A 20,278-nucleotide genomic window follows, 5' to 3' on the forward strand; every position below is an offset into this window, starting at 1 on the left:
GGAGGAACTGCCCCATGTCATCGACCGCAGAAAAACGCCCCCCTTTGCCGCCGTTTACCCGCGCGTCGGCCATCGAAAAAGTGCGCCTGGCCGAAGACGGCTGGAACTCCCGCGACCCGGAACGCGTGTCCCTGGCCTACACCCTCGACACGCAGTGGCGCAACCGTGCGGAATTCGCGCATAACCGCGAAGAGGCCAAAGGCTTTCTGACCCGTAAATGGGCCAAGGAGCTCGATTACCGATTGATCAAGGAATTATGGGCCTTCACCGATAACCGCATCGCGGTGCGTTATGCCTATGAGTGGCACGACGACTCAGGCAACTGGTTCCGCTCCTACGGCAACGAAAACTGGGAATTCGACGCCAATGGCTTGATGGCCAACCGTTTCGCCTGCATCAATGACATGCCGATCAAGGAAAGCGAGCGCAAGTTCCACTGGCCGCTGGGCCGACGCCCGGATGAGCATCCAGGGCTTTCAGAACTCGGCCTGTAGTGAGCGGGCTTGCCCCGCGCTGGGGGGCGAAGCCGCCCCAAACCAGGCGACTCGGTTTTATCTGTTACTCGGCGGCGACTCGGTTAGGGCGGCTTCGCCCCCCGGCGCGGGGCAAGCCCGCTCACTACAAAAGGGTAAATACCGCTTAATCCTGATTCAGCCCAACGCGATACAACACACCGTTATCCTCATCCGTCAGCACATACAAAAAGCCATCCGGCCCCTGCCGTACGTCGCGGATCCGCGCTTTCAAGCCGCCCAGCAATCGCTCTTCGTGGACCACCTTGTCGCCATCAAACTGCAGCCGAATCAACTCCTGGCTGACCAGTGCGCCGATAAACACGTTGTGCTGCCAGGGCTTGAAGCGATCCGCATCGTAGAACGCCATGCCGCTGATACCCGGCGACTTTTCCCAGACATGATGAGGCGGCACCGTGCCTTCCACTGTCTTGCCCTGCGCTTCGGGAATTGGCGTCAGGGAATAGTTGATGCCGTGGGTTGCCAATGGCCAGCCGTAGTTCTTGCCGCGCTCGATGATGTTGACCTCATCGCCGCCGCGCGGGCCGTGCTCGTTTTCCCAGACCGTGCCGCTCCAGGGGTTCAGCGCGAGCCCCTGAGGGTTGCGCTGGCCGTAGGACCAGATTTCCGGGCGCACGCCGGGCTGGCCAACGAAGGGATTGTCATCCGGCACGCGGCCGTCCGGGTAGATGCGCACGACCTTGCCTTGCAACTTGTCCAGGTCCTGGGCCGTGGGGCGGTCGTTGTTTTCTCCCAGGGTCACGAACAGGTAGCCGTCGCGGTCAAAGGCCAGGCGCGAGCCGAAGTGATTGCCGGTGGACAGCTTCGGCTCCTGGCGCAGGATCACTTGGAAGTCGCTCAAGCCACTCAGGTCAGCCGCCAAGCGCCCACGGCCTACGGCAGTGCCGGCCGTACCGCCCTTGCCGCCACCTTCAGCGTAAGACAGGTAGACCATGCGGTCCTGCTTGAAGTCCGGGGACAGCACCACGTCCAGCAAACCGCCCTGCCCTTTGGCCCACACTTCGGGCACGCCTGTCAGCGGGGCGGAGAGCTTGCCGTCCGGGTTGACGAAGCGCAGGTGGCCGGGTCGCTCGGTGACCAGGAAGCCTTGCTTGTCCGGCAGAAAGGCCACCGCCCACGGGTGGTCGAGGCCTTTGGCGATCGGGGTGGCGGTAATGCTGCCTTGTTCGCTGGGGAACTGCTGGACGTCAGCGGCGAAAGCGGCGGTCATCGGCAGCAGTGTGGTTGCACACAGCGCGGCTAGCAGGGTTTTGCGTAGGAACATAAGGCTGGGTCCTTACCGGCGATTGCCGCTGGCGTCATAGGTGGGGGTTCTGGGTTGGGTGGCCGGACGGCTGGGCGCGGCATCGCGCTGGGGGTAACCGTTGCCGATACCGCGGTTCTCCAGGGTCGGCCTGGGTGTGGTCGGCCCGGTCTGGATACCGCGGATGGCCGGTGCGTTGGGCTGGGTGCCCTGCATGCTGTTGGGGTTGGCCCGGTGAATCGGGCCGTTGTTGGCGTTGTTGTGGGTGTTGCCGGGCAGGTTCTGTGCCCATGCCACCGGCACCAGGGCCAGGCCCAACAGCAGCGCTGCAATGTGACGCCTGCAACTGTTCATGACAAAGTCTCTCTGGGGCGAGGAGTACGTGCTTTCGATAACACGCTACGCCCTGGGTTCGGCTTTCGACACTAAATAGTTTCTCATCAGGTGTAACACGATCTGTCCGCGCATCTGCCCGCGGAAACTTTTCCCGCAGCGTCCGAGTCACCAGAACTCAGCCCCTACTCAAGGAATCGCACATATGCCTCGAGCAATCTGGAAAGGCGCCATCAGTTTTGGCCTGGTGCATATCCCGGTGTCGCTGGTTTCGGCCACCTCCTCCCAAGGTGTCGACTTCGACTGGCTGGACAAGCGCAGCATGGACCCGGTGGGCTACAAGCGCATCAACAAGACCACCGGCAAGGAGATCACCAAGGAAAACATCGTCAAAGGCGTGGCGTTCGAGAAAGGCCGCTATGTGGTGATCAGCGAGGAGGAAATTCGCGCGGCTCACCCCAAATCGACCCAGACCATCGAAATCATCGGGTTCGTCGCCAGCGATCAGATCCCGTTGCAGAACATCGATACGCCTTACTTTCTCGCTCCGGATAAACGCGGCGGCAAGGTCTACGCACTGCTAAGGGAAACCCTTAAAAAAACCGATAAAGTCGCCCTGGCCAACGTAGTGCTGCATACCAAGCAGCACCTGGCGGCATTGATGCCCCTGGAATCGGCGCTGGTACTGGTGATGCTGCGCTGGCCGGCCGAAGTGCGCAGCCTGGACGAACTGGAACTGGGCAGCGACGTGACCAAACCCAGCCTGGCCAAAGGTGAGTTGGACATGGCCAAGCGCCTGGTGGAAGACATGAGCGCCGAGTGGCAGCCCGACGAATACCGCGACAGCTTCCAGGAAAAAATCATGGCGCTGGTGGCCAAGAAGGCCAAGGCCGGCAAGATCGAGGACGTTGAAACCGGCAATGACACCGAGGAGCGCAAGTCGGCCGATGTGATCGACCTGACGGAACTGCTCAAGCGCAGCCTGGCAGGCAAACCGACCAAGAAGCCCGCCGCGAAGAAATCCAACAAGGCCTCCTAAGCCATGCCAAAGCCCAATGACCAGATTGCCCAGGCCAGCAAGCCCAGGCCCCGAGCCAGAGCCCGGAAAGACACGGCGGCCCTGCCCGAGCAGTTCACCCCGCAATTGGCCACGCTGGTTGACCGCGCACCGGAAGGCGCCTGGCAATATGAGGTCAAGTACGACGGTTATCGCATGCTCGCGCGCATTCGCGACGGCGAGGTGCGCCTGTTCACGCGCAACGGTCACGATTGGACCGAACGCCTGCCGCGCCAAACCAAGGCGTTGCAGGCCCTCAAACTCAAGGACAGCTGGCTCGACGGCGAGGTCGTCAGCCTGAACGGCGACGGCCTGCCGGACTTTCAGGCGCTGCAGAACGCCTTTGATATCGGGCGCAGCCTGGACATCGTCTACTACCTGTTCGATGCACCGTTCCTCAATGGCCAGGACCAACGCCAGGCGCCTGTCGAGAAACGGCGCGCCGCCCTCAAGGCGGCCTTGGGCGCCAACAAAAGCAAATTGCTGCGTTTCTCCGAAGCCTTTACCGCTCACCACCGGGACATTATCGAAAGCGCCTTCGACCTGGCCCTGGAGGGCGTGATCGGCAAGCGCCTGGGCAGTCCGTACGTGTCCAGCCGCAGTGCCGATTGGGTCAAGCTCAAGTGCCGCTTGCGCCAGGAATTCGTGATCGTCGGCTACACCCGGCCAAAGGGTTCGCGCAGTGGTTTCGGCGCGCTGTTGCTGGCCGTGAATGACGATTCCGGGTTGGTGTACGCCGGGCGCGTGGGCACCGGGTTTGATCAAGCCGCGCTCACCTCGATCTACGCGCAACTCACGCCGCTTGAACGCAAGGCTTCGCCCTTGGGGAAACCGCTTACCAGCGCCCAGACGCATGGCGTGCATTGGGTGGAACCGACGTTGGTGGGCGAAGTGCAATTCGCCGAGTGGACCCGCGAAGGCGTCATCCGCCAGGCGGCGTTTGTCGCGCTGCGCACCGACAAACCGGCCGCGCAGATCATTCATGAGCAACCGCGAACGGCCAAATCCATGAAAGCAGCCAAGCAACCCGACACCGATGTGAAGATCACTCACCCGGACCGCGTGATCGATCCGCAAAGCGGCACGCAAAAACAGCAACTGGCGCAGTTCTACGACAGCATCAGCCAATCGATTCTGCCCTTCCTGGTGCATCGCCCCGTTGCACTGCTCAGGGCACCGGAAGGCATCGAAGGCGAGCAGTTCTTCCAGAAACACTCGGAACGCCTGGCCATTCCCAACATCAAGCAACTGGACCCGGCGCTTGATCCTGGCCATGCACGCCTGATGGAAATCGACAGCCCCCGCGCGTTGATCGGCGCCGTGCAGATGGGTACCGTGGAATTGCACACTTGGGGCGCCACCACCGACAAAATCGAAACCCCGGACCTGTTTGTGCTCGACCTCGACCCAGACCCGGCACTGCCCTGGGCAGCCATGGTGGAAGCGGCGCAACTGACCCTGTCGGTACTGGACGAACTGGGGCTGCAGACATTCGTCAAGACCAGCGGCGGTAAAGGCCTGCACCTGGTCGTGCCATTGGCGCGCCGCGATAACTGGGACACCGTCAAGGCCTTCGCCAAGGCTGTCTCGCAGTTCATGGCCGAGCGATTGCCCGAGCGCTTTACCGCCACGTCGGGGCCGAAAAACCGCGTGGGCAAGATATTTATCGACTACCTGCGCAATGCGCGGGGCGCCAGTACCGTAGCGGCGTATTCCGTGCGCGCACGCCCTGGTTTGCCGGTGTCGGTGCCGGTCAGTCGCGAGGAACTCGAAGGGCTGAGCGGCGCCCAGCAGTGGACAGTCGCCAACCTGCAGGAGCGCTTGAACGGTTTGAAGGCCGATCCTTGGGCCGGGTATGCCAACCGCCAAAAAATCAGCCAAAAAATGTGGGACAAACTGGGCGCTCAACCGCCTGAGTGAATGGCGCCCTGGTCAGGCTCAGATCAGCAGGAAAATCGCGAGCAACGCGGCGAAGAATGCCCACTGCTCCAGGTAATACCGTGCGCGGTTGCGCTTCTTGAGCGCCTTGCCGCGCAACCGGATTTTGTACAGTCGAGCGAACGCGCGGTTGAGCCCGCCGGTCTTGTCGCCGGCATCGTTGGGCGAACCCGCCGCGGCCATCACGGTGCGGCTGAACCAACGATTGAAGGCCGCGGCCCAGCGGTACTTCATTGGGCGTTCGATATCGCAGAACAAGATGATGCGGTTGTGCTGCGTGGTGTTTTCGGCGTAGTGAATGTAGGTCTCGTCGAACATCACGGCCTCACCGTCGCGCCAGTAGTAATGCTCGCCATCCACATTGATGTAGCAGCCTGGATCATTGGGTGTGTCCAGGCCCAGGTGATAGCGGTACGAGCCTGCATAAGGATCGCGATGGCGCACCAGCCTGGAGCCTGGCGGCAGCTCGGCGAACATCGCGGCCTTGATCGAGCCGATACGCTGCACCAGTTCAGTGGTGCGCGGGCACAGCTTCATCGCTGACGGATGGCTGTCGCCGTACCACTTCAGATAAAAGCGCTTCCAACCGGACTTGAAGAACGAGTTGAAACCCACGTCGTTGTATTGCTGCGAACGCTTGATTTCACCTGCACGCATCAGGTTCTGGCCTTCCAGGCGAATGTCCTCCCAATGCTCCTGCAGCGGGCTCAGGTCGGGGAAGTCGCTGGGCGACAGATAAGGTCGGCTGGGCAGCTTGGAGAACAGGTAGAGGAAACAGTTGATCGGTGCCAGGAAAGTCGAATGATCACTGAGCTGCCGGCCCAGCTTGTGCCGCACCCGGCCACGCAGGTGTACATACGTGATCGAGGCAAGGTAGAGAACAACGATGATGAGCTTCAAGAGATGTCGTCACACGTCAGAAGAAAACAGGTTGCTCCTGCGTGCCCACAACGGCCGAGGTATGGATAGCAGTACCTGAAATCACAATTCACACAATCGGCACGACCGGCTGAGTGACAACCCGGCGCGTGCCCTGTGCAGTTATTTAGCCATAAGTTGTAACCAAAAGTTAATCAAGAATTGTGAAAAACTGCGGTGTGGTTGTGTTCGGCGGGCACAGACATCTACGCACTTCAGGGCACGCTGTAGTGAGCGGGCTCGTCCCGCGCTGGGGGGCGGTGCGACGATTCAAGCCCGCTCACTACGGACAAAGATTCAGCTGTGCCTATCGGTGTGGCAACCGACGCTCATCCTGTGCGGAAAATGGTCCGGCTTGGCGCCGCGCCTGGACGAAATGCCAAATTAAGGCCATCAATACCCCCAGCATCAGCCCTGCCACCAGGCTCAAGGCGATGATCAAGGTTTTCTTTGGTTTGATCGGGCTCGAAGGCTCCTGGGCCTGCCTGTCGACAGTTACAAGCTTCAAGGCGCTCATGTCGATATTCAGGCTTCGCAGTCGCGCTTGCTCCGCCCAGAGAGGCTCAACGTCTTGCAGGAATATGTCTTCACTCTTGCGACTCTTGAGTACTTCCACCTCGCGGTTGACCTCAAGCATGCGCAACTCCTTGCCGATTTCAGCAACACGGTTGTTGGTGAAGTCATCATTGGTACGCCGCGCCAGCGCGGCCCGCTCGGCTTCCAACGCCTGGGTGCCCAGAAAGTACAAAGGGATCGCCTGGTTGGTCACTTCAGTGCGCATCACCTGGCCGGAACCGGTACGCGCCTCGGCCGCCATCGCGGAAGGCGTGGTGGGATATTTAATACCAATAGACTTGGCGATGGAAATGGCTTCGTCCAATTCGGCCAGGCGGCTGGTACGTTGCGCTTGCATCTGCAGGCGCAAGGCGCTGAGTTCGTCTTGCAACTGAGCACGCTTGACGTCATCGGCCTCCAACAACTTGGCGATTCTCGAGGCCTTGCCCGTTTCATAGTTGGCGCGCGCCGCATCGATCTTGCCTTTAAGTTCATTGAGGCGATTATTGACGATGACCTTGAGATCGGCGCCTACTTGGTCGCGTTGCTGCGTGATGGCGTAGGTCACGAACCCATTGAGAATTGCCGCCCCGTCAACGCCACTGGGATATTGCATTTCCAGACGGATGTAATTGTTGAGCGAGTCCGGATTCTTGGGGTCCGGTACCACCAGGTGAGCGTCGTTATTGTTGAATGCCTCAAAACTTTGTTCCGGGCTACGCCCCGGCTGCTGGAAAGCCCCGAACAGTCCGGGGTTGGCCCTGAAGAAGCCTAGCCGGGTTTCATAGGAGTCCAACTGCGCGGCAACTTTGGCCAGCGCATCGGCCGGCGGTAACTTGTAGACCTCGGAGCGGTTAAGGGCGTCCAGCTCATTGATTGCGGCGGGGCGCAGCACGCTGCTGACCTGATAAACCTTGGGTGCCAGATACGCATAGCCAACTCCCAGAAGGCCGGCGAGGAGCGTACAACCCATGACCAGCTTCTTTTGCTTCCAGATGGCACCGAACAGCTCAAAGAGATCGATTTCATCCGACGGTAAAGCTTGATGTAGCTGATGAGCGTTACTCAAAGTTCATACCCTGATGAGTTGATATCCATTATTTAAAATCACGCACAAGAAATAATGACCGAATCAACAACGGACACGTTCGGCCGGCGCGACAATCGGTAGAGGTACCTACCAGCAATACAATTCACTTTAATGACACGGTGTCATTCCAGCCCGATAATCAGCGCGTCTAACAGACCAATGCGAAGCGCTTCCCAAATCCTGCAAAATAGCTCAATAGCTTGTAATTGAAATAGAACCGCAGAATAAGTAAACAGCAGCAATCCCTATATCTGGTGCCCCTGTGGCCCCGTAGTCACAAGGAACTTATATGTCATCCTTTCAAGACCCGGATTTTCAAGCCCTGCAAGGTACCTGGGAGCAAACCTCACTTGAAGACAGTGGCGTGCTCAACCCGGTCGATGCCCACACTGCCCCTGGCGCCATCACGACTATCACCGGCGACCGCTTCGAAGTGAAGACCGTCGATGGCGAGGTATTGCTGGCCGGCCGGTTTTACCTGGACAGCAGCACCGTGCCCAAGCGCATTACCTGGGTCGACGCCATGGGCGATGACGTCGGCAAGCACTTGCCGGCCAGTTATCGCCTCGATGGCGATGAGTTCGTGTTCATTGCCGCCGATGAAAGCATGCCCAGGCCGCTCGCATTCAGTACTGGCCCAGGTCAAACAATGCGCACCTTCGTGCGTCGCGGTTGATCGGCGCCCCATCCGACTTGCGAGCGTATTTTCCCAACGTCTTCACTTTCCGGTCTATAGGGTGATGCCTACCTACTCCAGTGGATCCCTTAGCCTGTCGCTCCTGGCGGGATTTTTCCGCCTGGAAAAAAGCCGTCTCAGTCGGGACGCTTGGTGGCGGTCAAGGTGAAACACATCGGCAATTGCGCAGGCTGGTGCTCGTAGCGGTCGTACAGCTCTTCGCGGTTGGAATGGGGATACTCCTGCAGGTGGCCGATCTGCAACTGCGCGCAGATGGCGGCATTTATCACGTCGCCCAGGGTGTGCACGTACCAATAGGAAGTGGGGCCGGCACCTTCGCCTTCGCCTTCGTAGACAATCGATTCCTGCAGCACGAAGGGCTCGCGCTGGAAGTAGGAGCTGGCCGGCCGAAAGGGGTCTGGCGCGCGAGGATCGAACACTTACAGGAACGGATGGGTTTCGTACATCACCAGCGTACCGCCGGGTTTCAAGGTGCTCGCAACATGATGCATGAACAGCGCCACATCCGGCATCCAACCCAGCACGCCGATGGTCACCAAGGCGATATCGAAGCGTGCCTGCAACGCCTGCGGCAATTGGTGGATATCGCTCTCGATGAACTGTGCCTCATGGGGTGAAAGCGCGGCCAGTTCACGGGCCTGTTGCAGGAAACCCTGGGATTGGTCGACGCCCACCGCGGTGCGCGCGCCCAGGCCGAACAGCGAGAGGGTTTCACGACCGTTGTTGCAACACAACTGCACCACGTCCTTGCCGGCCACGCCGATGTCTTGCAGCAAGCCGGTCAGGGTCGGGTCCAGGCATGAAAAGCCAGGGTCGCTCACGCTGTTGCGCAGCGCGTTCCAGGTGTCGGTGGTCGTGTGCAGGTGGGCGGATTGGTCCCAGGCGTCCTTGTTGCTGGCAATCGCCTGTCGGGCTGAGGGCATGTCCATTGCGTCTCCGGATATTCAATAAAGCGGGGCTCAGAAAATAAGCCAAGTGCCCGCAGATTAAAACCCCGAGACGCGCGCGAAACTTAACCCAGGGCTTGCGGGTCATTAACGCACTGAGTGTTCAGCCCCTGAACGCTGTTTCTGAAGATCTCGCCGTGGCCAGACACTCCGACCTGCGTAATGCGTTGTCGTTGGACAGCTTGAATTTCTTCCTGGCGGATGTGCGCGACGGCCTCGGCCCCTACCTCGCCATCTACCTGCTGGCCGTGCACCAATGGGACCCGGCGAGTATCGGCGTGGTCATGACCCTGGCGGGTATCGCCGCGTTGCTCACCCAGGGGCCGGCGGGCGCGCTGATCGACCGCACGCGCAGCAAGCGCGCGGTGATTGCACTGGCCGCCGTCGTGGTAACCGGCAGTTGCCTGCTGCTGCCTTTCGTCAGTTCGTTCAGCCTGGTGGCATTGACCCAGGCCGCCAGCGCCGTCGCCGCCTCTGTGTTCGCGCCGGCGATCAGTGCGATTTCGCTGGGCATTACCGGCCCACGCGCCTTCACCCGCCGTACCGGGCGCAACGAAACCTTCAACCATGCCGGCAATGCCGTGGCGGCACTGTTGGCCGGCGGCCTGGCTTACCTGTTCGGTCCCGTGGTGGTGTTCTACCTGATGGCGTTCATGGCGCTGGCCAGTATCGTCGCGATCAGTTGCGTGTCGGCCCAGGCCATCGACCATGACGTGGCCCGAGGCTTCGACCCGGCCCATCACACCGACCATGAACAACCTTCCGGCATTCGTGTGTTGCTGGCGAACCGCCCGCTGTTGTTGTTTGCCATCTGCTGCGCCCTGTTCCACCTGGCTAATGCCGCGATGTTGCCGCTGGTCAGCCAGAAGCTGTCCCGGATCAACCTGCAGATGGCCACGCCGCTGACGTCCGCCTGCATCGTCGCCGCGCAATTGGTGATGGTGCCGATCGCCTGGCTGGTCGGACTCAAGGCCGACATCTGGGGGCGCAAACCCTTGCTGATGGCAGGTTTCATGATCCTGCCGCTGCGCGGCGTGCTCTATACCTTGTCCAGCGACCCGTACTGGCTGGTGGCCGTGCAACTGCTCGATGGCGTCGGCGCAGGCATCTTCGGCGCGCTGTTCCCGGTGATCGTCAAGGACCTGACCCAGGGCACCGGCCGCTTCAACGTCAGCCTGGGCGCCCTTTCCACCGTCTTTGGCCTGGGCGCGGCGCTGAGCAACAGCCTGGCCGGTTTCGTGGTGCAACAGGCCGGCTACAACGCGGCCTTCCTGACCCTGGCCGGCGTTGCGGCGCTGGCCCTGGCGCTGTTATGGCTGGCGATGCCGGAGACCCTGGCGAAACCTTCCTTCGCTCGACATACAACTGTCGCCTGACATATGCGACAATGCGCGCCAAATTCCAACACACATCCAAAATTTCTGCTCAGCGACCGGGTTTCGCGCCTTGATGTCGCTGTTGACGCATGCCTGAAGGCTCCTGCCGCCACGCTCGCAACTCATTGATAGGTAAAGTAATTGATCTCCACAGCTAACATCACCATGCAGTTCGGCGCCAAGCCGCTCTTCGAGAACGTCTCGGTCAAGTTCGGCGCCGGCAACCGTTATGGTTTGATCGGTGCCAACGGTTGCGGCAAGTCGACCTTCATGAAAATCCTCGGCGGCGACCTTGATCCGTCCGGTGGCCAAGTCATGCTGGAGCCGAACGTACGCCTGGGTAAACTGCGCCAGGACCAGTTCGCCTACGAAGAATTCACCGTGCTCGACACCGTGATCATGGGCCACGAAGAACTGTGGAAGGTCAAGGCCGAGCGCGACCGCATCTATTCGCTGCCGGAAATGAGCGAAGACGACGGCATGGCCGTGGCCGAGCTGGAAACCGAATTCGCCGAAATGGACGGCTACACCGCCGAATCCCGTGCCGGTGAGCTGTTGCTGGGCCTGGGCATTCCCCTGGAGCAACACTTCGGCCCGATGAGCGAAGTGTCCCCAGGCTGGAAGCTGCGTGTATTGCTGGCCCAGGCGCTGTTCTCCGATCCCGAAGTGCTGTTGCTCGACGAACCGACCAACCACCTGGACATCAACACCATCCGCTGGCTGGAAAACATCCTCACCCAGCGCTCCAGCCTGATGATCATCATCTCTCACGACCGTCACTTCCTGAACAGCGTGTGCACCCACATGGCTGACCTGGACTACGGCGAGCTGCGCCTGTTCCCGGGCAACTACGACGAGTACATGACCGTGGCGACCCAGTCCCGCGAGCAGTTGCTGTCGGACAACGCCAAGAAGAAAGCGCAGATCTCCGAGCTGCAGTCCTTCGTCAGCCGCTTCTCGGCCAACGCCTCGAAAGCCAAGCAGGCCACTTCCCGTGCCAAGGCGATCGACAAGATCCAACTGGCCGAGGTCAAACCTTCGAGCCGCGTGAGCCCATTCATCCGTTTCGAACAGACCAAGAAGCTGCACCGCCAGGCGGTCATCGTCGATCGCATGGCCAAGGGCTTCGACGGCAAACCGCTGTTCAAGGACTTCAGCTTCCAGGTCGAAGCCGGCGAGCGCGTGGCGATCATCGGCCCGAACGGTATCGGCAAGACCACGCTGCTGCGCACCCTGGTCAACGAGCTGACGCCGGACGCCGGTAGCATCAAGTGGACCGACGCCGCCGAACTGGGCTACTACGCCCAGGACCACGCCTCCGACTTCGAAGACGACATGAGCCTGTTCGACTGGATGGGCCAGTGGACACAAGGCGAGCAAGTGATCCGTGGCACCTTGGGCCGCATGCTGTTCTCCAACGACGAGATCCTCAAGTCGGTCAAGGTCATCTCCGGCGGTGAGCAAGGCCGCATGCTGTTCGGCAAGCTGATCCTGCAAAAGCCGAACGTGCTGATCATGGACGAACCGACCAACCACTTGGACATGGAATCCATCGAAGCGCTGAACCTGGCGCTGGAGAACTACCCGGGCACGCTGATCTTCGTCAGTCACGACCGCGAGTTCGTATCGTCCCTGGCCACCCGCATCATCGAGCTGAGCCCAAGTGGCGTGATCGACTTCAGCGGCACTTATGACGATTACCTGCGCAGCCAAGGCGTGGTGTTCTAAAGGCAGCCAATAGCTTTTAGCTGCAAGCGACAAGAACAAGCCCCGTCCGGTGTGACGGGGCTTTTTGCATCTGCGCATTGATCTACTGTAGGAGCGAGCTTGCTCGCGAAAAACGTCAACGATAACGCGGGAAACCTGATTTACGGCGGCGCCCTCAAGCTCTTCGCGAGCAAGCTCGCTCCTACAGGAAGGCGGGTTATGCCATGATGCCCTCACCGCCCGCCCGCGAACGAATGCCCATGCCTGCCGCCACCCCCAGTTCAATCTCGATCACCCTGCAGATCGTTTCCATCGTCTTCTACACCTTCATCGCGTTCATCTGCATCGGCCTGCCGATTGCGGTGATCCCAGGCTATGTGCATGAGCAACTGGGCTTCAGCGCCGTAGTCGCCGGGGTCACCATCGGCTGCCAATACCTGGCCACCCTGCTCAGCCGGCCGATGGCCGGGAGGATGTCGGATAACGTCGGCACCAAGCGTGCGATTGTGTTGGGGTTGGCCGGGATCCTGGTGAGTGGCGTGCTGACGTTGTTCGCCACGCTGGCGCAAAGCCTGCCGTCGTTGAGCCTGGGCATCCTGATCGTCGCACGGTTGCTGCTGGGTGTGGCCCAGGGCTTGATCGGCGTCGGCACCATCAGTTGGTGCATGGGCCAGGTTGGCGCCGAGCACACCGCACGGTCGATTTCGTGGAATGGCATCGCGTCCTACGGCGCCATCGCCATTGGCGCCCCCTTGGGCGTGGTCATGGTGGCGCAGTACGGCTACAACAGCCTGGGCATCGCACTCTCTGTGCTGGCGGCGTTGGGCCTGGTGCTGATCCGCCACAAACCGTCGGTGCCGGTGGTGCGCGGCGAGCGGTTGCCGTTCCGGGCGGTGTTCGGGCGTATTGCACCGTTCGGCGCCAGCCTGTGCCTGGCCTCGATTGGCTACGGCACCCTCACCACCTTTATCACGCTGTACTACCTCAATCGCGGCTGGGCCGGCGCGGCGTACTGCCTGACGGTGTTTGGCGTGTGCTTCATCCTGTCGCGGCTGGTGTTTATCTCTGCGATCAGCCGCTTCGGTGGTTTCCGCGCGGCGATTGCCTGCATGAGCATCGAGACACTCGGCCTCACCCTGCTCTGGCTGGCGCCGTCGACCGGGGTGGCGTTGATCGGCGCCGGGCTGACCGGCTTTGGCCTGTCGCTGGTGTACCCGGCGCTGGGCGTGGAAGCCATCAGGCAAGTCCCGGCCAGCAGCCGTGGCGCGGGGCTGAGTGCGTATGCGGTGTTTTTTGACCTGGCCCTGGCGATTGCCGGACCGTTGATGGGGGCCGTGGCCCTGAACCTCGGCTACAGCTGGATCTTCTTCTGCGCGGCGCTGCTGTCGGTGACCGCCCTGGGCGTGACCCTGTTGCTCAAGCGTCGCGCTTACTGATCCGCCGTCTGCAGACCGGCGCGGGTGGATTGCCCGAGGGTCTGACTGAAAAAACGCCCGGCCTCGGAGATCAGGTCACGGTGGATCCCTTCGCGGTCGACCCCATCGGCATCGGTGCAGATCGCCGGCATCGCCGCCAGTTGATCGCTGTCGCAAGGCGCCATGAACACGAAGTGCCCTGCCCCGGCCAGCAATTTGAAGTCCGGCGGTTCGGGCAGCTTGCGCGCCAGGGCGGCGGCGTTCTTGTCCACAGCGACCAATTTGTCGCCATCCCCGCTATAGAGCAGCACCGGCACATGCACGTCGGCCAAAGTGTGACGGCCGAACATCAGGCTCAGCGGCGCCATCAGCATCAAGGCTTGAATACGCGGGTCGGATTGCGGCTGCAGATCGTCGCGATCCACGACCAGTTCGCCCTTGGTGGTGCAGGCATCGCGATCCTCGGGACGTTCCTGGCAGTAGCGACGCAGGCGGTTGAAGTCCGGCTTGGCACCGGCCAGGATCAACGCGGTTTCGCCGCCGGCGGAATAGCCGATGACGCCCACCTGGTTGACGTTGACGAACGGCGACAGCATCGGGTCGCCCAAAGTGGCGGTGATCGCCTCGGAAATCTGGATCGGCCGGCCATACAGGTTGCTCACCGTGCCCAGGCGGCTATGGTCCTTGTAGTTGTCGCCAGGGTGCAGCACGGCCACCACCACAAAGCCCTTGCGCGCCAGGGACGTGGCCAGGTCATGCAAGGCCAGTGGCGTGCCGGTGTTGCCGTGGGACAGCATCAACAGCGGGAAACGGCCGATGGCGATCTTGGCGTCTTCGCTGGCGGCCACATGATAGGCACCCAGTTGCGTGGTGTGCTCAAGGCCGGTGGAGGGGTAAAAGGCGACGGCCTTCATCGGCTGCAGGTCCAGCGGATCAAGAAACGTCATGCGATGGAACCCCACGCTCCAATGCGGGTGCGGCGCGGGCGCGGCGTGCACTGAAACCAGGCCGCCGAGCAGGGAAAGAACCATGACTGCACAAAGACGCATCATGAGGATGTCCACCTTTGCTGCGTGATAACCGACCAATCGAAAGAAAAGCCCCAGGTGCACACCCATGCTTGCACAACCTGGGCCACATTAAACAAGACCGTGAGCAAACGAAAAAACTCCGTACGCCGCTCGCGTTCAGCGAGCAGGATACAGAGTTTAGGCGCCCGGCTTCAGATTGAAACCGAGGGAGGGCTGAATTTACACAAGCCTTACGCGGCGGCGAACAATTGCTCGTTGATCAGTGCGTTGGCGTCGCTCAAGGATTTGCTGCGCACTTCGTCACCGTAGGCCAGGCCTTCGGCGCGCACGATTTCGATATCGGTGATGCCGAGGAAGCCGAACAGCAGTTTCAGGTAGCCTTCATGGGCAGCACCGGATGCTTGCCCGGCATGCAGGCCGCCGGAAGTGGAGACGATGATGACCTTCTTGTTGCCGCACAGGCCTTCCGGGCCGGCTTCGGTGTAGCGAAAGGTCTGGCCGGCCACGGCGATGCGATCGATCCAGGCTTTGAGCTGGGTCGGGATGGTGAAGTTGTACATCGGCGCACCCACGACGATGGCGTCGGCGGCGAGGAACTCGGCCAGCGACGATGCGCTCAGGTCGGCCTCATGCTGTTGCGCGGCGTCACGCAACTCCGCAGCGGTGCCCAACGCGCCCAGGGTCGCGCCGGAAAAGTGGTTGATGCCTTCGCTGGCGAGGTCACGGTAGGTCACTTCCACGCCCGGCTGCGCCGCTTGCCAGGCCTTGACCACGCCGGCGCTGAGCTGACGGGAAGCCGAGTTGTCGCCGAGGATGCTGGAATCGATGTGCAACAGTTTCATGAGCAAGTCTCCGAGGTGGGATCGCGAGTGGCGATCAGATGGTGGTGATGCTACGCATGAAACCAATGGTCGATAAGCTGGCTGTAATGCGATAGTTTGTCCCACTCACAGGACAATAGGCCCCGCATGCAAGACCTCAACGACCTCTACTATTTCGCCAAAGTCGTCGAAGCCGGTGGCTTCGCGGCGGCCGGGCGGCTGCTGGGGATTCCCAAGTCGCGGCTGTCGCGGCGCATCGCCGAGCTGGAAGAACGCCTGGGCGCGCGGCTGCTGCAACGCACCACCCGCCAGTTGACGCTCACCGCCGTGGGCGAGCGCTACCTGCGCCATTGCCAGGCCATGCTGCTGGAGGCGGAAATGGCCGATGAAGCCGTGGCAAGCATGTCCAGCGAGCCTCGCGGGCGGCTGCGCGTGAGTTGCCCGGTGGGCATGGCCCAGCACATCCTGCCGGAGCTGGTGGCCGGGTTTCTGGCGGCACACCCGCTGGTGCAGCTGGAAATGACCTTGGTCAATCGCCGCGTGGACCTGGTCGCCGAAGGGATCGATGTAGCGCTGCGGGTGCGTGAGCTGGGCGATGAAGACCCGCTGCTGGTGACCAAACGCCTGCGCCAGGCCCAGACCGCGCTGGTCGCCAGCCCCGAATTCATGCGCGGGCGCCGCATCGACAGCCTCGACGACCTCAAGCAATTGCCAATCCTCGGCGCGCTGGAAGCCGACCGCATGGTCCACGTGCGCCTGCTCGACCCGCAAGGCAACTCCCATGACCTGGCGATGGAGGCGCGCCTGGGCATTGACGACTTCATCGTGCGCAAGGCCAGCGCGATCATGGGCCTGGGCTTTACAGTGCTGCCGATGATGTATTGCGAAGAGGAATTGGCCAGCGGCCGTCTGGTGCAACTGCTGCCCGAATGGTCATTGCCGGGCGGCTGGCTCCAGGCGGTGTACCCGCATCGACGCGGTGTGTTGCCGGCGATTCGCGCCTGGATCGACTACCTGGAAGAAGGCTTCAAAAGCTGCGGAGACCGCCAGTTATGAGCATGAGCGAAGCGCAAGTCGTCACCTTCTGCCTCAGCCTGCCCGGTGCGCGGGAAGACTACAAATGGGGCGGTGTGCGGGTGTTTTCGATTGCGGGCAACAAAATGTTCGCCCTGCAAAACCTGCGGGGTGACTCGCTGGCGTTCAAGGTCGACAAGGACCTGTTCCTCGGCCACGTCGATCGACCGGGCATCCACCCGGCGCCGTACCTGGCCCGCGCACAATGGATCATCATGAACACACCCTACCCGCTGGGCGCCGAGGAACTGCGTGGCTTGTTGCAGCGCTCGCACCAACTGGTGGTGAGCAAACTGCCCAAGCGCACGCAGGTCGGGTTATTGCTAGAGCACGGATAACAAGGTGCCGCCCAGGAACAACTGGTCGAGCCAGAACACCTGGTGCAGCAACACGATCACCCAGAACAGCACTTGGTAAGACACCTTGCGCGTCTTGTGCCGGAACACCTGCTGGGCAATCAACGCCCCAGGCCAGCCGCCCGCCAGCTCCACGGCGTGCAGGATGTTTTCCGGGGTGCGCCAACTGTCGGTGCGGGCCTTGCGCTTGTCGCTCCAGTAAAGGAAGAACGCGACCAGGCTGACCACCCCATAGGCCGCCAGCGGGATCAGCGTTTCGCCGCGTTGCCACACCAACACCGCCCCCACCAACGGCGCCGCGCATAGCAGCACAAAGATCAGCGCTTTGAGGCGCGGGTGCTGGATCGTCATGCCTTGGCGGCCGCCCAGTCGATCCAGCCGAACTGCCACGTCGCCAGGATCAGCAGGCCAAACGCAATGCGGTACCAGGCAAACGCGGCGTAACTGTGGCTGGCGATGAACTTGAGCAAGCCCTTGACCGCAATCATTGCGAAGATGAACGAGGTCACAAAGCCGATAACGAACACCGGCAGGTCCGCCGGCTGGAACAGGTCACGGTACTTGTAGCCCGAATACACCGCCGCGCCGACCATGGTTGGCATCGCCAGGAAAAACGAGAACTCGGTGGCCGTCTTGCGTGACAGCCCGAACAACAGGCCGCCGATAATGGTCGAGCCCGAACGCGAGGTGCCCGGAATCATTGCCAGGCATTGGGCCAGGCCGACCTTGAGCGCGTCTTTCCAGGTGATGTCATCGACGGTTTCGGCGTGCACTTGATGCACGCGCCGCTCGGCCCACAACATGATCACGCCGCCCACGACCAGGGCGGTGGCGACGGTGATCGGGTTGAACAGATAGTGGTGAATCACGTCGGCAAAAATCACCCCCAGCACCACCGCCGGCATAAAGGCGATCAGCAGGTTGGCGGTGAATCGCTGGGCCTTGCGCTGGGTCGGCAGGCCCTTGACCACTTCGAAAATCTTGCCGCGAAACTCCCACACCACCGCCAGGATGGCGCCCAGCTGGATGATGATATTGAACGCGTTGAAGCGGTCGCCCGAAAAGTCGAGCAGATCGGCGACGATGATCTGGTGGCCGGTGCTGGAAATCGGCAGGAACTCGGTAAGCCCCTCCACAATGCCCAGAATCACTGCCTGAATGGCGGTCCAAAAATCCATGCTTCCCCCTAAGGTCTTGCTCCACGGCAAGCCTCGTTGATCTTTTTAATGGTTCACTGACGACAAGACATGGTGTTGGGTGGCAACCCTGACCGGCAAAAAATCTTGTGAAAAATCAGACAGTACTCAGGTTTTCCGAATACGGGCCGAAAGCCTATCAGACAAGGCGGAAAAGTCGATGCAGCGCCCACAATTATAAAAAGCACGGAGTGACAGGACGATGAACAGTTTGCGCAATATGTCGATCAGCCGGCGCCTCTGGCTGATCCTGATAGTCGCCGTGCTGATGCTGCTGGCCCTGGGTTTGCTGATGCTCAAGCAGATCCATGCGGACCTGTACCAGGCCAAGCGCCAGCAGACCCAATACGTGGTCGAGACCGCCAGCGGGATCCTGACGTTTTATCACGGCCTCGAAACCACCGGCGTGCTGACCCGCGACGCCGCCCAGAAGCAAGCCCTGAGTGCGGTGCGTGGCTTGCGCTACGACCATGACGATTATTTCTGGATCAACGACCTCACGCCCGTGATGATCATGCATCCGGCCAACCCCAAGCTCGACGGCCAGAACCTTTCGGCGATCCGTGACCCCGACGGCTTTGCGGTGTTCAACGAGTTCGTGAGCCTGGCCAGGGCCAAGGGCGCCGGCATCGTCAACTACCGCTGGCCGAAACCGGGCGCCGACGCGCCGGTGGCGAAAACCTCGTATATCCACTTGTTCGAGCCGTGGGGCTGGATTATCGGTTCCGGCGTGTACGTGGATGATGTGCAGGCCGAGTTCAGCGCGCAGGTGTGGAAAGCCTCGTTTATCGGCCTGGGCATCGCACTGGCGATGGCCTTGCTGGTGTCGCTGATCGCCCGCAGCATCGTGCGGCCGTTGCAGGCCGCGGTGAATGCCATGGGCAATATCGCCAGCGGTGAAAGCGACCTGACCCGCAGCCTCGACACCCACGGCCAGGACGAAGTCACCCAACTGTCGCAACACTTCAACAGCTTCACCGCCAAGCTGCGCCAGGTGGTCGGCCAGTTGCAGGTCTGCGCCAACGCCCTGGGCCAGTCGTCACAGGAGCTGGGCAACAACGCGACCCAGGCCCACGACCGCAGCCAGCAGCAGTCCCAGCAGATGGAACTGGTGGCCACTGCGATCAACGAAGTCACCTACGGCGTGCAAGACGTGGCCAAGAACGCCGAACACGCCGCCAGCGAAATGCGTGATGCCCAGGCCCAGGCGCAACAGGGCCAGGTTAATATCGACGGCAGCCTGCAGCAGATCGACCAGCTTTCCGGCACCATCAGCAACGCGGTGGACGTGATCCGTACCCTGTCCGCTGAAAGTACCCAGATAGGCAGTGTGCTTGAAGTTATTCGCTCGATTGCCGACCAGACCAACCTGCTGGCCCTCAATGCGGCGATTGAAGCGGCACGCGCCGGCGAACAAGGCCGTGGCTTTGCCGTGGTCGCCGATGAAGTACGGCTGCTGGCCCAGCGCACGCAAAAGTCCACCGCCGAGATCCAGGGCATGATCGAACGCCTGCAAGGTCACTCGGAAGCGGCGGTCAAGGTGATCAGCGACAGCCACAGCGCATCGCAACTGACCATCGAACAGGCCGGCCAGGCCGGGGCCAGCCTCACCGCCATCGGCCAGGCCTTGCGCAATCTCAATGGCCTCAACGCCTCGATTGCCAGCGCCACCCTGCAGCAGGCCCACGTGGTGGAAGACATCAACCAGAACGTCACCCAGGCTGCCAGTCTGTCCCACAGCACGGCGTTGGCGGCGGAGCAGTCGAGCGTGGCCAGCGCGCAGTTGCGCGGCCTGAGCGAACAGCTCGATGGGCTGCTGCGCCAGTTCAAGGTCTGAATGTGGGATCGTTCCCACGCTTCGCGTGGGAATGCCGCTCGGGACGCTCCGCGTCCGCGCTTGAGGCTGTGACGCAGAGCGTCGCGGGATGCATTACCACGCAGAGCGTGGGAACGATCATTCCTACCTCCACCTTTCTTTGGTTACAATCTGC

The 20,278-nt window shown here is 61.4% G+C and carries 18 protein-coding genes and 2 pseudogenes; 11 read left to right on the forward strand and 9 right to left on the reverse strand.

What is annotated here, in order from left to right; all coding sequences use genetic code 11:
- Window positions 1-14: 14 nt before the first annotated feature.
- A complete protein-coding gene (locus BLL36_RS15680; protein ID WP_076952303.1) occupies window positions 15-494 on the forward strand; it encodes a nuclear transport factor 2 family protein in 480 nt (159 codons plus the stop codon).
- A 145-nt stretch (window positions 495-639) separates the two neighbouring features.
- On the opposite strand, the gene BLL36_RS15685 is transcribed toward BLL36_RS15680, so the two are convergent.
- On the reverse strand, window positions 640-1,797 hold the full coding sequence (locus BLL36_RS15685; RefSeq protein WP_076952304.1) for a PQQ-dependent sugar dehydrogenase: 1,158 nt from the start codon (window positions 1,795-1,797) through the stop codon (window positions 640-642).
- A gap of 12 nt (window positions 1,798-1,809) precedes the next feature.
- Window positions 1,810-2,130, reverse strand: coding sequence for a hypothetical protein (locus BLL36_RS15690; protein WP_076952305.1), 321 nt, complete (start codon window positions 2,128-2,130; stop codon window positions 1,810-1,812).
- Between the two features lie 184 nt (window positions 2,131-2,314).
- Here BLL36_RS15690 and ku point away from each other — a divergent pair, with 184 nt between their 5' ends.
- Both ku and ligD read left to right on the forward strand, forming a co-directional pair.
- Window positions 2,315-3,148, forward strand: a complete 834-nt coding sequence (gene ku, locus BLL36_RS15695; protein WP_076952306.1) for a non-homologous end joining protein Ku — start codon at window positions 2,315-2,317, stop codon at window positions 3,146-3,148.
- A gap of 3 nt (window positions 3,149-3,151) precedes the next feature.
- Entirely contained in the window at window positions 3,152-5,086 is a 1,935-nt protein-coding gene (gene ligD, locus BLL36_RS15700) for a DNA ligase D (RefSeq protein ID WP_231998965.1), read from the forward strand.
- 18 nt (window positions 5,087-5,104) lie between these two features.
- On the opposite strand, the gene lpxO is transcribed toward ligD, so the two are convergent.
- Complete coding sequence (lpxO, locus tag BLL36_RS15705; protein WP_076952307.1) at window positions 5,105-6,004, reverse strand: lipid A hydroxylase LpxO; 900 nt, start codon at window positions 6,002-6,004, stop codon at window positions 5,105-5,107.
- A 325-nt stretch (window positions 6,005-6,329) separates the two neighbouring features.
- Window positions 6,330-7,550: a GNVR domain-containing protein gene (locus BLL36_RS15710; RefSeq protein WP_231998964.1), complete on the reverse strand. Its 1,221-nt coding sequence runs from the start codon at window positions 7,548-7,550 to the stop codon at window positions 6,330-6,332.
- Window positions 7,551-7,956: 406 nt separating this feature from the next.
- Between BLL36_RS15710 and BLL36_RS15715 the strand changes: the two genes are divergently transcribed.
- A complete protein-coding gene (locus tag BLL36_RS15715) occupies window positions 7,957-8,343 on the forward strand; it encodes a TIGR03067 domain-containing protein (RefSeq protein ID WP_076952309.1) in 387 nt (128 codons plus the stop codon).
- A 137-nt stretch (window positions 8,344-8,480) separates the two neighbouring features.
- On the opposite strand, the pseudogene BLL36_RS15720 reads toward BLL36_RS15715, so the two are convergent.
- A pseudogene (locus BLL36_RS15720) lies at window positions 8,481-9,293 on the reverse strand (class I SAM-dependent methyltransferase).
- 155 nt (window positions 9,294-9,448) lie between these two features.
- On the opposite strand from BLL36_RS15720, the gene BLL36_RS15725 reads away from it, so the two are divergent.
- The 3 genes from BLL36_RS15725 to BLL36_RS15735 all read left to right on the forward strand — a co-directional run bounded on the left by BLL36_RS15725 (window position 9,449) and on the right by BLL36_RS15735 (window position 13,830).
- Window positions 9,449-10,687, forward strand: coding sequence for an MFS transporter (locus BLL36_RS15725; protein ID WP_076952310.1), 1,239 nt, complete (start codon window positions 9,449-9,451; stop codon window positions 10,685-10,687).
- A gap of 141 nt (window positions 10,688-10,828) precedes the next feature.
- Window positions 10,829-12,415 carry an ABC-F family ATPase gene (locus BLL36_RS15730; protein ID WP_074851754.1) on the forward strand — a complete coding sequence of 529 codons (1,587 nt, stop codon included), beginning with the start codon at window positions 10,829-10,831 and terminating at the stop codon, window positions 12,413-12,415.
- A 239-nt stretch (window positions 12,416-12,654) separates the two neighbouring features.
- Window positions 12,655-13,830, forward strand: coding sequence for an MFS transporter (locus BLL36_RS15735; protein ID WP_076952311.1), 1,176 nt, complete (start codon window positions 12,655-12,657; stop codon window positions 13,828-13,830).
- Here BLL36_RS15735 and BLL36_RS15740 read toward each other — a convergent pair.
- Both BLL36_RS15740 and BLL36_RS15745 read right to left on the reverse strand, forming a co-directional pair.
- Window positions 13,824-14,861: an alpha/beta hydrolase family protein gene (locus BLL36_RS15740; protein WP_076952580.1), complete on the reverse strand. Its 1,038-nt coding sequence runs from the start codon at window positions 14,859-14,861 to the stop codon at window positions 13,824-13,826. The genes BLL36_RS15735 and BLL36_RS15740 overlap by 7 nt on opposite strands.
- A gap of 209 nt (window positions 14,862-15,070) precedes the next feature.
- Window positions 15,071-15,682, reverse strand: coding sequence for an FMN-dependent NADH-azoreductase (locus tag BLL36_RS15745; RefSeq protein ID WP_076952312.1), 612 nt, complete (start codon window positions 15,680-15,682; stop codon window positions 15,071-15,073).
- 126 nt (window positions 15,683-15,808) lie between these two features.
- On the opposite strand from BLL36_RS15745, the gene BLL36_RS15750 reads away from it, so the two are divergent.
- Together BLL36_RS15750 and BLL36_RS15755 are read left to right on the forward strand one after the other, a co-directional pair.
- Window positions 15,809-16,717: a LysR substrate-binding domain-containing protein gene (locus BLL36_RS15750; RefSeq protein WP_076952313.1), complete on the forward strand. Its 909-nt coding sequence runs from the start codon at window positions 15,809-15,811 to the stop codon at window positions 16,715-16,717.
- A complete protein-coding gene (locus tag BLL36_RS15755) occupies window positions 16,714-17,073 on the forward strand; it encodes an MmcQ/YjbR family DNA-binding protein (RefSeq protein ID WP_076952314.1) in 360 nt (119 codons plus the stop codon). Before BLL36_RS15750 ends, BLL36_RS15755 begins: the two co-directional genes overlap by 4 nt.
- On the opposite strand, the gene BLL36_RS15760 is transcribed toward BLL36_RS15755, so the two are convergent.
- Complete coding sequence (locus BLL36_RS15760) at window positions 17,059-17,442, reverse strand: DUF1294 domain-containing protein (protein WP_076952315.1); 384 nt, start codon at window positions 17,440-17,442, stop codon at window positions 17,059-17,061. The two genes, BLL36_RS15755 and BLL36_RS15760, sit on opposite strands and share 15 nt — an antisense overlap.
- Entirely contained in the window at window positions 17,439-18,269 is an 831-nt protein-coding gene (locus BLL36_RS15765; protein WP_076952316.1) for an undecaprenyl-diphosphate phosphatase, read from the reverse strand. The genes BLL36_RS15760 and BLL36_RS15765 overlap by 4 nt, the downstream gene beginning before the upstream one ends.
- A gap of 310 nt (window positions 18,270-18,579) precedes the next feature.
- On the opposite strand from BLL36_RS15765, the pseudogene BLL36_RS31695 reads away from it, so the two are divergent.
- Together BLL36_RS31695 and BLL36_RS31700 are read left to right on the forward strand one after the other, a co-directional pair.
- A pseudogene (locus tag BLL36_RS31695) lies at window positions 18,580-19,269 on the forward strand (cache domain-containing protein); the annotation flags it as partial.
- A 120-nt stretch (window positions 19,270-19,389) separates the two neighbouring features.
- Window positions 19,390-20,124: a methyl-accepting chemotaxis protein gene (locus tag BLL36_RS31700; RefSeq protein ID WP_394329493.1), complete on the forward strand. Its 735-nt coding sequence runs from the start codon at window positions 19,390-19,392 to the stop codon at window positions 20,122-20,124.
- Window positions 20,125-20,278 lie beyond the last annotated feature (154 nt).

The sequence above is a fragment of the Pseudomonas cedrina subsp. cedrina genome (assembly GCF_001983175.1).
GTDB classification, from domain to species: domain Bacteria; phylum Pseudomonadota; class Gammaproteobacteria; order Pseudomonadales; family Pseudomonadaceae; genus Aquipseudomonas; species Aquipseudomonas cedrina.